A 13089-nucleotide genomic window follows, 5' to 3' on the forward strand; every position below is an offset into this window, starting at 1 on the left:
ATGACTGTCAGCCCGGACCCCGCGCAGCGTATCGACGCCCTGCGTCATCGTATCGAGGACGCCAACTACCGCTATCACGTGCTCGACGAGCCGCAGATGGCCGACGTCGACTACGACCGCCTGATGCGTGAACTTGAGGCATTGGAGGCAGCGCATCCGGAGCTGGCCAGCGCCGATTCGCCGACCCAGCGCGTTGGCCACCTGGCCGCCTCGCGCTTTGCCGAAGTGCGGCATGCCCTGCCGATGCTGTCGTTGGGCAATGCCTTCAGCGACGAGGAAGTGACCGAGTTCGTGCGGCGCATCAGCGAGCGCCTGGAGGTGAAACAGCCGCTGTTCTCGGCCGAGCCCAAGCTCGATGGCCTGGCGATCAGCCTGCGCTACGAAAACGGCGAGTTCGTGCAGGGCGCAACGCGCGGCGACGGCGCCACCGGCGAGGATGTCAGCGCCAATCTGCGCACCGTCAAGGCGATTCCGCTGCGCCTGCGTGGCGCAGGCTGGCCGCAGGTACTGGAGGTGCGCGGCGAGGTGTACATGCCGCGCGCCGCCTTCGAGACCTACAACGCGCAGATGCGCCTGCACGGTGGCAAGGTGCTGGCCAATCCGCGCAATGGCGCCGCCGGTTCGCTGCGCCAGCTGGATGCGCGCATCACGGCGCAGCGCCCGCTGAGTTTCTTTGCCTACGGCGTGGGCGAAGTGAGCGAAGGTGCGTTGCCGCAGACGCATTCGGCAATCCTGGCGCAGTTGCGCACGTGGGGTTTTCCGGTGAGCGCCCTGGTCGAGGTGGTGCAGGGCAGCGACGGCCTGTTGGCGTACTACCAGCGCATCGGTGAAGCGCGCGATGGCTTGCCCTTCGACATCGATGGCGTGGTGTACAAGCTCGACGATCTGGCCGGCCAGCGCGAGATGGGCTTTGTCGCGCGCGCGCCACGCTGGGCGATCGCGCACAAGTTCCCGGCGCAGGAGCAGTCCACCACGGTGGAGGCAATCGAGATCCAGATCGGCCGCACCGGTGCGGCCACGCCGGTGGCGCGGCTGAAGCCGGTGCACGTGGCCGGGGTGATCGTGACCAATGCCACCTTGCACAACGCCGACCAGATCGCGCGGCTGGATGTGCGCGTGGGCGATACCGTGATCGTGCGGCGTGCCGGCGATGTGATTCCGGAGGTGGCCGGCGTGGTCGCCGAGCAACGGCCACCCGGCACCCAGCCATGGCAGATGCCCACGCAATGCCCGGTGTGCGGGTCGGAGATCGTGCGCGAGGAGGGCGAGGCGGTGTGGCGCTGCTCCGGCGAGCTGACCTGCCCGGCGCAGCGCAAGGAAGCGTTCCGGCATTTCGTCTCGCGCCGCGCGATGGATGTCGATGGCCTGGGCGAGAAATTCATCGAGGTGCTGGTCGATAGCGGTGTAGTGCAGGGCGTGGCCGACCTGTATCTGCTCACCGTGGACCAGCTGCTGCAACTGCGCCTGATCAGTACTGCCGAGAGCCCGCATGCGTTCCTGCGCGAGGCGCGCGAGCATCTGGCCAGCGGTGCGTATGGCCAGCTGGAAACCACCGTGGTCGGCATCGGTGTGGACCTGGCCGGCGAGCGCGAGGTGCCGCACACCTGGCAGGCCGATCTGTTGCGCGCCGGGCTGCCGGCGTTCGACTGGAATCGCAAGAAGATCGCCACCAAGTGGGCGGAAAACCTGATTGCGGCGATCGCGCAATCGCGCGATACCACGTTGGAGCGTTTCCTGTTCGCGCTGGGTATCGAGCATGTCGGCGAAAGCACCGCCAAGGCCTTGTCGGCGTGGTTCGGCGATCTGGAACTGATCCGCCATCTGCCGTGGCCGCTGTTCAAGCGCGTGCCGGACATCGGTGGCGAGGTGGCGCGTTCGCTCGGGCACTTCCTCGACCAGCCCGGCAATCAGCAGGCCATCGACGACCTGCTGCAGCGTGGCGTGCGCATCGGCGATGCGCATCCGCCATCGCCCAAGCTGCGCGAGGCGCTGAGCTTTGCCAGCGTGCTGGAAGACATGGACATCCCCAAGGTGACGCCGGTGCGTGCGCAGCAGCTGGCTGCCGCGGTGGCCTCGTTCGATGCGCTGCGCAGCGCCGGGTCCGATGCCTTGCTGCAGGCCGGCGTTCCCGCGCCGGTGGTGGCGTCGTTGCTGCAATGGCTGGAGCGGCCGGAAAATGCGGCCCTGGCCAGCGCCGCGCAACAGGCGATGGAAACGGTGCTGTCGCGTCTGCCCGCAGCCGATGCGCTGCAAACGGGCCCGCTCGATGGCCAGACCGTGGTGATCACCGGCACCCTGGCTGCGCTCACCCGCGATGCGGCCAAGCAACGGCTGGAGGCGCTGGGCGCCAAGGTCGCCGGCAGCGTCTCCAAGAAAACCGCGTTTCTGGTGTCCGGCGAAGAGGCCGGGTCCAAGCTCGACAAGGCGCAGTCGCTGGGTGTGGAGATCTGGGATGAGGCGCGCTTGCTGGCCTTCCTTGGCGAGCACGGCCAGCAGCCATGACTGCAGCGCAGGTCGACCTGGCCGCGTTGCGGTTACGCGCGCGGCTCAATGCGCTGATCCGCGATTTCTTCGCCGAGCGCGACGTGCTGGAAGTGGAGACGCCGGTGCTGTCGGAGGCGGGCAACACCGAGCCGAATATCGACAGTTTCAGCACGCGCTTCAGCGGCCATGTCGATGCCGGCGCGCCGGTGCGTTGGTTGCGCACCTCGCCGGAATATCCGCTCAAGCGGCTGCTGGCCGCCGGGGTGGGCGATTGCTACGAGCTGGGGCGGGTGTTTCGTAACGGCGAGGCCGGCGGCCGCCACAATCCCGAGTTCAGCATGCTCGAGTGGTACCGGGTGGGCTGGGACGATCGCGCCTTGGCGCAGGAAACCATCGCGCTGGTGCGCCGCGCGCTTGCGCTGGTCGGGCGCCAGGCGCAGGTGCAGGTACTGAGCTATCGCGCGCTGTTCGTGCAGGCACTGGGCATCGATCCGTTGCGCGACCCGATCGAAACGCTGCGTGCACCGCTGCACGATGTCGCGATCGATCCGGATGGCCTGACCCGCGACGATTGGCTGGATCTGCTGATGACCCATCGGCTCCAGCCGGGCTTTGCCAGCGACACGCTGACCGTGGTGCACGACTGGCCGGCCAGCCAGTGCGCGTTGGCGCGCATCCGCCATGACGATCCGCCGGTGGCCGAACGCTTCGAGCTGTATCTGGGCGCCTACGAGGTGGCCAATGGGTACCACGAGCTCAACGATGCACAGGAGCAGCGTGCGCGCTTCATGCGCGACAACGCCGTGCGTGCGGCGCGCGGATTGCCGCAGCTGCCGATGGATGAGCGGCTGCTGGCAGTGCTGTCGCAACTGCCCGACTGCGCCGGCGTGGCGGTCGGCGTGGACCGGCTGTTGATGGCCATGCGCGACACCACGCAGATTGCCGATGTGCTGGCCTTCGCGTTCGCCAGCGCCTGACCCCGACAAGGCCTGCAGTGGCCCCTGCGTGGCCTCGTCGCGCACGGTGTGGCCCGCTGCCATCCCGCTGTCATGTCCCCCGTATTGCTATCTTCACATCGATGATGCTCTCATCGTGGCGTCCACGGGGGGCGCGGCGCAGAGTGTGTTTGGGTGAGGATTGTCGGCATGAAGTGGCTGATCAGCTTATGCGGTTTGTGGTGCGTGCCGCTGCTGATGCTCGCCGATGCGCGCGCGGTCGATCGCGTCTCCGGCGTGGTGCGCTGCGAGTCCAAGGACATGGCACGCGTGCATTGCGCGATGGATGCCGAACATGGCGTGCAACTGGTGCGCCAGCTGTCCGAAACCAGTTGTATCCGCGGCAGCGAGTGGGATGTCGAACGCGATGGCGTGTGGGTCGAACAGGGCTGCCGTGCGGAGTTTGCCAGCGCGCGCGCGTCGCATGCCCCGCAGATGCGCCGCGTGGTGCGCTGCGATTCCAACGGAGGCAAGGTGGTCTGCCCGGTGGTGCTGCGTGGTGCGCCGGTGCGCTTGCTGCGCCAGCGCTCTGTCTGGCCGTGCAAGGAAGGCCGCAGCTGGGGCGCGCGCCGTAACGAAATCTGGGTCTCGCGCGGCTGCGATGGCGAATTCGAAGTCGCTGCCGAGGATGGTTCCGGCTTCGTGGCAGTGCCGCGCATGGTGACCTGCGAATCGAAAAAGGGTGCACGTCGCACCTGCGGCGTCTCGGTGGAGCGCCGGGTGCGTGTGGGCCGGCAGCTCTCCAAAAAGGAATGCGTGGAAGGCCAGACCTGGGGCTGGAGCCGCGACGGCGTCTGGGTCAACGACGGCTGCCGCGCCGAGTTCATCGTCGACTGAGAGAATGGATCAACAACTCAAGCCCTCGGTTGTCTTGAGAGGTGATTGCGCGGGTTGCGGATTTACCGGCTGTAGGGAGGACGATCTGCGGCTTGGCCGCAGGGCCCTTGCCTGCCCACCATCGCAGGACACGCCGCAAGTACGTCCGTGCAGGCGCACGCGGCATCCATGCCGCGTAAGGTCCCGCGACGGTGAGCGGGCAAGGACCAGTCGAGATGGTCGGTGTGCATGGTAAGAGCGGTGCTGGATGCGCCTCGTCCGATCATGAAGCATCGGCCCCAGGTCTGATGCAGACCGCACGACAGACGGCTTTTCAGATGAGCGCCGACTACCTGTCTGGTGCGGTGCCCTTGCCGGTTGCGGGACCGTGTGGCGGCATGGATGCCGCCACCGAGCCCCCAGGGATGGGTTTACGGCGTGTCCCGCGAGCGGTGAGGGCACCGCGCGCTCGACGCTGCGGGTCTGCTGCAGGGCCCTTGCCCGCCCACCATCGCGGGACACGCTGCAAGTACGTCCATGTAAGCTCTTACGCGGCATCCATGCCGCGTAAGGTCCCGCGACGGTGAGCGGGCAAGGACCAGTCGAGATGGTCGGTACGCAAAGTAAGAGCAATGCTGGATGCGCCTTGTTCGATCGTGAAGCATCGGCTCCACGTCCGATGCGCGCCGCACGACAGACAGCTTTCAGATGAGCGCCGACCAACTGTCTGGTGCGGTGTCCTCGCCGGTTGCGGGACCGTGTGGCGGCATGGATGCCGCCACCGAGCCCCCAGGGACGGGTTCACGGCGTGTCCCGCAAGCGGTGAGGGCACCGCGCCCTCGACGCTGTAAGTTTGCTGCAGGGCCCGCCCGCCCACCATCGCAGGACACGCCGCAAATACGTCCGTGTGGGCGCACGCGGCATCCATGCCGCGTAAGGTCTCGCGGTGGTGAGCGGGCAAGGACCCAGTCACGACGGTCGGCGAGCGTGGTTGCAGGCAGGGCATGACTTACAATGTCCGCATGAACGACAGCGCCCATATCGACTACGCCCGCTACGACCATATCCGCCCACTGCTGTGGACCGGCGATGCCCTGGAACTGCTCGACCAACGCAAGCTGCCGTTCGTGGTCGAGCATGTGCGTTGCGACACCAGCGACGCCGTGGCCGAGGCGATCCATTCGCTGGCCGTGCGCGGAGCGCCGGCGATCGGCATCGCGGCCGGGTGGGGCGTGGTACTGGCGGCGCGCGACATCGCTGCCGAGGACGGTAGTGCGGCCTTGCAGAAACTCGAACCGGCGCTGTTGCGGCTCAATGCCGCGCGTCCGACCGCGGTCAATCTGGCCTGGGCGCTGATGCGCATGCGTCGCGTGCTGGGCGCTGCCGGCGCCGACTGGCGCGAGGTGATCGCGCGCGAGGCGCAGGCCATCGCCGATGAAGACCTGGCGGCCAATCGGCAGATGGGCGCGCTTGGTGCGGCGTTGATCGACACCGGCAGCGGCGTGCTGACCCACTGCAATACCGGTTCGCTGGCCACCGCCGGTTTCGGGACCGCGCTGGGCGTGATTCGCGCCGGCGTGGCGCAGCAGCGCATCGCCAAGGTGTTTGCCGGCGAGACCCGGCCGTGGTTGCAGGGCGCGCGCCTGACCGTGTGGGAGCTGCAGCAGGACGGCATCGACGCGACCCTGATCGCCGATTCGGCCGCCTCGCATCTGATGAAGTCCGGGCTGGTGCAGTGGGTCATCGTCGGCGCCGACCGCATCTGCGCCAATGGCGATACCGCCAACAAGATCGGCACCTACCAGCTGGCGATCGCCGCGCGCCACCACGGCGTCAAGTTCATGGTGGTGGCGCCGTCGTCCACGGTGGACATGGACACCGCCAGCGGCGAGCAGATCGAGATCGAGCAGCGCGATCCGGGCGAGTTGTTCGGGGTCGGCGGCGTGCGCACCGTGGCCGATGGCATCCATGCCTGGAATCCGGTGTTCGATGTCACCCCCGGCAGCCTGATCGATGCGATCGTCACCGAACGCGGGGTGATTGTGCAGCCGGACCCGGCGCGCATGCAGGCGGCGTTCGGCGGCTGAGGCCAGTGCGGCGCGCTATCGCCGCATCGTCCCGTCAAAATCCTGCAAGTGCTTGTTTCTGGCCGGTAAACCGGCGGCATCGTGGTGCCCCTTCGTGATACAATCGGGGGCTTGAATCGATCGGCGGGAGCGTGGGGTCGGCAGCCTGTGACCAAGGCGCCCCCGACGCGGCTTTCCGGCTGGCCCGCCACCTCACTTACGGAACCCGAATGGCAGAAACCGCCAAGGAAATCATCCAGGTCAATCTGGAAGACGAGATGCGCAAGAGCTATCTCGATTACGCGATGAGCGTGATCGTGGGCCGCGCACTCCCCGATGCCCGTGATGGCCTCAAACCCGTGCACCGCCGCGTCCTGTACGCCATGCACGAGCTGGGCGCTCACAGCAACAAGGCCTACTTCAAGTCGGCGCGTATCGTCGGCGACGTCATCGGTAAGTACCATCCGCACGGCGACCAGTCGGTGTACGACACGCTGGTGCGCATGGCGCAGCCGTTCTCGCTGCGCTACATGATGGTGGACGGCCAGGGTAACTTCGGTTCGGTCGACGGCGACTCCGCCGCGGCGATGCGTTACACCGAGTCGCGCATGTCGCGGCTGGCGCATGAGCTGATGGCCGACATCGACAAGGAAACCGTCGATTTCCAGCCCAATTACGACGAGAAGGAACTGGAACCGACGGTCATGCCGACCCGGTTCCCGAGCCTGCTGGTCAATGGCTCGGCCGGTATCGCGGTGGGCATGGCCACCAATATCCCGCCGCACAACCTGACCGAGGCGATCAACGCCTGCATCGCCTTGATCGACACGCCGGAACTGGATGTCGAAGGCCTGATGGAGTACATCCCCGGCCCGGATTTCCCCACCGCCGGCATCATCAACGGCACTGCCGGCATCGCTGCCGGGTACCGCACCGGCCGTGGCCGCGTGCGCATGCGCGCCAAGGCCGATGTGGAAGTGGCCGACAACGGCCGCGAAGCGATCATCGTCACCGAGATTCCGTATCAGGTGAACAAGGCGCGGCTGATCGAGAAGATCGCCGAGCTGGTCAAGGAAAAGAAGCTCGAAGGCATCAGCGAGCTGCGCGACGAGTCCGACAAGGACGGCATGCGCATCTACATCGAGGTCAAGCGCGGCGAGTCGGCCGAGGTTGTGCTCAACAACCTGTATCAGCAGACCCAGATGGAGTCGGTGTTCGGCATCAACATGGTGGCGCTGATCGATGGCCGTCCGCAGTTGATGAACCTCAAGCAGATGCTGCAGGCGTTCATTCGCCACCGCCGCGAAGTGGTGACCCGCCGCACCATCTATGAACTGCGCAAGGCGCGTGCGCGTGCGCATGTGCTGGAAGGTCTGACCGTCGCGTTGGCCAACATCGACGAGATGATCGAGCTGATCAAGACCTCGGCCAATCCGCAGGAAGCGCGCGAGCGCATGCTGGCCAAGACCTGGGAACCGGGTCTGGTCGGCGCGCTGCTGGGCGCTGCCGGTGCCGAAGCCTCCAAGCCGGAAGACCTGGCGCCGGGCGTGGGCCTGGCCAACGGCTTGTACCAGCTCAGTGAAGTGCAGGCCTCGCAGATCCTGGAAATGCGCCTGCATCGCCTGACCGGGTTGGAGCAGGAAAAGCTGACCGACGAGTACAAGCAGTTGCTCGAGGTGATCCAGGGCCTGATCCGCATCCTGGAAAACCCGGACGTGCTGCTGCAGGTGATCCGCGACGAGCTGATCAATATCCGCGAGGAGTACGGCGACGAACGCCGCACCGAGATCCGTCACAGCGAAGAAGATCTGGACATCCTGGACCTGATTTCGCCGGAAGATGTGGTGGTGACGCTCTCGCACGCCGGCTATGCCAAGCGCCAGCCGGTCAGCGCGTATCGTGCGCAGCGCCGTGGTGGCCGTGGCCGGTCTGCGGCGGCGACCAAGGAAGAGGATTTCATCGACCAGCTGTGGCTGGTCAACACGCACGATACGCTGCTGACCTTCACCAGCAGCGGCAAGGTGTTCTGGCTGCCGGTGTACCAGCTGCCGGAGGCCGGCTCCAATGCGCGTGGTCGTCCGATCATCAACTGGATTCCGCTGGAACCGGGCGAGCGGGTGCAGGCAGTGCTGCCGGTACGCGAGTACGCCGACAACCGCTATGTGTTCTTCGCCACGCGCAACGGCACGGTCAAGAAGACTCCGCTGAGCGAATTCGCGTTCCGTCTGGCACGCGGCAAGATCGCCATCAACCTCGACGAGGGCGATGCGCTGGTCGGCGTGGCCTTGACCGATGGTGATCGCGACGTGCTGCTGTTCGCCTCCAACGGCAAGACCGTGCGCTTCGGCGAATCCACGGTGCGCTCGATGGGCCGGACCGCCACCGGCGTGCGCGGCATCCGTCTGACCAAGGGCGAAGAGGTGGTCAGCCTGATCGTGGCCGAGCGTGCCGGCGGCATCGAAGGCGATGTCGAGGACGAGGGTGTCGAGGACGTGGTGGAAAGCACGGACGGCGTCGAGGCAGAGGTGATTGACGGCGCCGAAAGCGACGACATGGCCTACATCCTCACTGCCACCGAGAACGGCTACGGCAAGCGCACCCCGCTGACCGAGTACCCGCGCAAGGGGCGCGGCACGCAGGGCGTGATCGGTATCCAGACCACCGAACGCAACGGCAAGCTGGTCCGTGCGGTGCTGCTGGGCGCCACCGATGAAGTGCTGCTGATTTCCGATGGCGGCACCCTGGTGCGCACCCGCGGTTCGGAGATCTCGCGCGTGGGTCGCAATACCCAGGGCGTGACCTTGATCCGCTTGTCCAAGGGCGAAAAGCTGCAGGCGGTCGAACGCCTGGATGCCTCGCTGGACGAGGCCGAGGATGTGCTGGACGATGCAGCGGGCGTACCGGCAGCCAGCACAGGCGAGCTGCCACCGACCGAAGCGTGATCGCAGCAGGCGAGCAACGCAGTTGAAGAAAAACGCCGGCGCACAGCCGGCGTTTTTTTATTGCACGCGGTGACATCTGCAACGCAGTGTTTTTCGACGCCGGTCGCAAAGAACGCGGCTTTTTCACCGTGGCGGGTCGAAGGTTGTCGGCGGTGCGGCGGCGTTGCGTCGCCGCAGATCGAAGAGGAACAACTGATGACGACATTGCATCGTCCTTCCCGTCGCGGCCATTGGGCGCTGGCGACGTTGGGAGGCGTGATTGGAGTGCTGGGCACCGTGCTGCTGGCAGGCGGCGTGTGGCTGGCCGCGCTGGGCGGCTCCTGGTATTACGCGCCTGCGGGCGCGGCGTTGCTGATTGCCGGCGTGCTGCTGTTTCGCGGTCGCAATGCGGGCGCATGGTGGTTTGCCGCCGTGGTGGCGGCGTCGCTGCTGTGGACATGGTGGGAATCGGGCAGCGACTACTGGCGCTGGGTGCCGCGGCTGGGCTTGATCGTCGGCCTGGCGTTCGTGCTGGCGCTGCTGCTGCCGAAGCTGGAGCGCCCGGTGTCGCGCGCGGTGTCGCGCAGCGTGGCCGGCGTCTTGGCAGCGGTGTTCGTGGTGGCCTTCGCACTGGCCTTCGTGCCGTTTGGAGTGACCGAGGCCGATGGTGTGCTGGCACATGCTGCCGGCATGGCTGCGGGCCTGGTCAAGCGCAGTGCGTCTGCATCGCCTGCAGTCTCTGATGGTCAACCGGCCAATGCACCTGCCGACGACGACTGGGCCGCGTACGGACGCAGCCAGGCCGGGCAGCGCTATTCGCCGCTGCAGCAGATCAACCGCGACAACGTGGCGCAGCTGACGCAGGCCTGGGTCTTCCACACGGGCGACCTGCCGAGCAAGCGCTGGGGTGCAGAAACCACGCCGCTGAAGGTGGGCGACAGCCTGTACCTGTGCACCGCGCGCAACCAGGTGATCGCGCTGGATGCCGCCAGTGGCAAGGAGCGTTGGCGCTACGACCCCAAGGTCAAGGACGAGGCGATTCCGTATACGGCCGCCTGCCGTGGTGTGTCGTACTACCAGGTCCCGGCGGCGGCCAACGATGCCGCGGCAGCGGCGGCGGCCGATGCGTCGGCGCTGTGCCGCACGCGCATCATCGAAGGCACGCTGGACGGCCGCCTGATCGCGCTGGATGCACGTAGCGGCAAGCCGTGTACGGATTTCGGCAACAACGGCCAGGTCGCTATCACCGCCGGCATGGGGCAGACGCCGCCGGGGTATGTGTCGATCAATTCGCCGCCCGCCATCGTGCGCGGCGTGGTCGTCACCGGACATCAGGTGCTGGACGGGCAGAAGCGTTACGAGCCGTCCGGTGTGATCGAGGGTTTCGATGCGGTGACCGGCCAATTGCGCTGGGCCTGGGACATGACCCATCCGGACTGGAACGGCGCACCGCCGCCGGGCCAGACCTGGACGCGTGGCACGCCGAACATGTGGACCACCGCCGCGGCCGATGAACAGCTGGGCTATGTGTATCTGCCGATGGGCAACTCCACCGCCGATTACTGGAGCAGCTCGCGCACGCCGCAGGAGAATCGCTATGCGACCTCGCTGGTGGCGCTGGATGTCATCACCGGCAGGCCGGTATGGAATTTCCAGACCACGCATATCGATACCTGGGATTACGACCTGGGCTCGCAGCCGAGCCTGATCGACTTCCCCAAGGACGGCGTCAACGTGCCGGCGGTGTTGTTGCCGAGCAAGCAGGGCGAGTTGTACGTGCTGGACCGGCGCACCGGCAAGCCGCTGGTGGGTGTGGAGGAACGTGCAGTACCGGGTGGCGGTGTGGAGCCGCAGATGCGTGCCAGGACGCAGCCATTTTCGCTGTACCACACGCTGCGCAAGCCGGATCTGACCGAGCGCGACATGTGGGGGATGACGCCGATCGATCAGCTGGTCTGCCGCATCCAGTTCCGCAAGGCCAGCTACAAGGGCATCTACACGCCGCCGGAAGCCGACCGCCATTCGATCGAATATCCCGGTTACAACGGCGGTTCGGATTGGGGCAGCGTGTCGGTGGATCCGCAGCGCGGCGTGATCGTGGCCAACTACAACGACATGCCCAACTACAACCTGCTGGTGCCGCGCGCCAAGGCCGACAAGCTGGGCTGGGCGCCGCGCGATGAGGTGCGTGGCGATACGGGTGGCGCAGAAGGCGCGGGCGATCCGCAGGCCGGCACGCCGTATGCGATCAACGTCAATGCGGGCTGGCGCCTGCCGTTCACCAAGCTGCTGTGCAAGCAGCCGCCGTATGGCGGCATCCGTGCGATCGACCTGGCCAGCGGCAAGACGCTGTGGGACCGTCCGTTCGGCAGCGCACGCGGCAATGGTCCGTTCGGTATCCGTTCGGGTCTGCCGATCGAGATCGGCACGCCGAACAATGGCGGTTCGGTGGTGACGGCCGGCGGATTGATCTTCATTGCCGCAGCCACCGACGCCCTGATCCGCGCCATCGATCTGGCCACCGGCAAGGAGCTGTGGCATGCCAAGCTGCCGGCCGGTGGCCAGGCCAACCCGATGGTGTACGCCTACAACGGCCGCGAGTATCTGGTGATCATGGCCGGCGGCCACCACTTCATGGAGACGCCTGCAGGTGATGCCGTGGTGGCCTACGCGCTGCCGCAAAAGGCACCGTGATGCACGCAGCGAGCGAATGCGCTAGCTGAGGCTTGCTAGCCACTCCCGAAGCCTGAAACGAAAAGCGCACCGCAAGCGGTGCGCTTTTTTCATGGGCAATCGCAGCGTGGCCAAACAACATGCATCTACCTGTTGACCCAACAGAACCCCGCATCCACGCTCTTACGATTCCCGATTCCCGATTCCCGATTCCCGATTCCCGAATCACCCGACGTTGGCAGCGGCCGCATCTTCCATCACCGCATCGCGCACATCCTGCGCGAGCGTCGCCTTGACGATGATCGAGCGGATGGCATCGGTGGCATCCGATAGCGGCACATCGCTGCCCAGGCGCTGGAAGGTATCGCGGCTGTTATAGCCGGACCCATCCTTCAGGTAATGGTCGTACATCGACAGCAGGTCCTGGCAGGCGGTGATCAGCGCTGCGACATTGCCGCGCAACAAGGCATAACCGATCTGGTCGAAGCTGTGCAGGCAATCGGCCAGCCAGTGCAGGTCGTAGCGGGCCGTGGCCGGTTCCGGCGCCGTGTGGCCGCGGCTGTAGGCGCTGTAGCGGCGCAGGCTGCGTGCCACCCGTGCGACGTGCGTGAACAACGTGCCGATTTCGTTGGCGATATCCAGCCGCTGCACCATCACCATCGGAATCACCTGGCTGTCAGCGGCCGGCGCCTGTTCGGCGGCTGTCTGTTCCCGCTGTTCCAGCGATTGCTTGAGCACGGTATAGCTGCGCTGCAGCGATTCCAGTTCCAGCGCGCTGGCGGCCGCACGCGCCTTCAGCTGCGAGAGCGCGGCCTGGTAGCGGGCCAGGCTGTCCTGCGTGCTGGCGAGCTGGCCGGATTCGGCGCGCAGCTGCCGCCCACGCACGAACGCCAGCACGGTGGCAATCAGCGCCCAGAGCGCGAATGCAGGCACCAGGTAGATCAAGATGCCCATGGAGATTCCTCAAAACGTTGCATACCTTGTCGGCCTGCACGCCGCGGACTTGAGGGCAATCGTCGGGAATGTGATGGACGACGATGTCCCCGCTTGCATCCTGATGCCGGAAGCTCTCACTGCCCCCTGACGAACGGCAGGTGGCGGGCGGTATCCAGGCATGCTCGAATCAGCGCACTC

7 protein-coding genes are annotated in these 13089 nt (G+C 66.4%); 6 read left to right on the forward strand and 1 reads right to left on the reverse strand.

Going from position 1 to position 13089, the window contains the following annotated elements:
- From ligA to H7A87_RS08270, 6 genes are all read left to right on the forward strand, one after another.
- Complete coding sequence (gene ligA, locus H7A87_RS08245; RefSeq protein ID WP_119129117.1) at nt 1-2502, forward strand: NAD-dependent DNA ligase LigA; 2502 nt, start codon at nt 1-3, stop codon at nt 2500-2502.
- A complete protein-coding gene (gene epmA, locus H7A87_RS08250; RefSeq protein WP_119129118.1) occupies nt 2499-3461 on the forward strand; it encodes an EF-P lysine aminoacylase EpmA in 963 nt (320 codons plus the stop codon). The genes ligA and epmA overlap by 4 nt, the downstream gene beginning before the upstream one ends.
- 168 nt (nt 3462-3629) lie before the next feature.
- A complete protein-coding gene (locus tag H7A87_RS08255; RefSeq protein WP_119129119.1) occupies nt 3630-4316 on the forward strand; it encodes a DUF3011 domain-containing protein in 687 nt (228 codons plus the stop codon).
- 1001 nt (nt 4317-5317) lie between these two features.
- Nucleotides 5318-6382 (forward strand): S-methyl-5-thioribose-1-phosphate isomerase, encoded by a 1065-nt coding sequence (mtnA, locus tag H7A87_RS08260; RefSeq protein ID WP_104582814.1) that lies wholly within the window; start codon nt 5318-5320, stop codon nt 6380-6382.
- Between the two features lie 209 nt (nt 6383-6591).
- Nucleotides 6592-9303 carry a DNA gyrase subunit A gene (gene gyrA, locus H7A87_RS08265; RefSeq protein WP_119129121.1) on the forward strand — a complete coding sequence of 904 codons (2712 nt, stop codon included), beginning with the start codon at nt 6592-6594 and terminating at the stop codon, nt 9301-9303.
- A 195-nt stretch (nt 9304-9498) separates the two neighbouring features.
- Nucleotides 9499-11976 carry a membrane-bound PQQ-dependent dehydrogenase, glucose/quinate/shikimate family gene (locus tag H7A87_RS08270; protein ID WP_119129122.1) on the forward strand — a complete coding sequence of 826 codons (2478 nt, stop codon included), beginning with the start codon at nt 9499-9501 and terminating at the stop codon, nt 11974-11976.
- 204 nt (nt 11977-12180) lie between these two features.
- Here H7A87_RS08270 and H7A87_RS08275 read toward each other — a convergent pair whose 3' ends face one another.
- Nucleotides 12181-12909, reverse strand: coding sequence for a hypothetical protein (locus tag H7A87_RS08275; RefSeq protein WP_104582817.1), 729 nt, complete (start codon nt 12907-12909; stop codon nt 12181-12183).
- Between the last annotated feature and the right edge of the window lie 180 nt (nt 12910-13089).

Source organism: Xanthomonas sp. CPBF 426, from assembly GCF_903989465.1.
Taxonomy (GTDB): Bacteria; Pseudomonadota; Gammaproteobacteria; order Xanthomonadales; family Xanthomonadaceae; genus Xanthomonas; species Xanthomonas euroxanthea.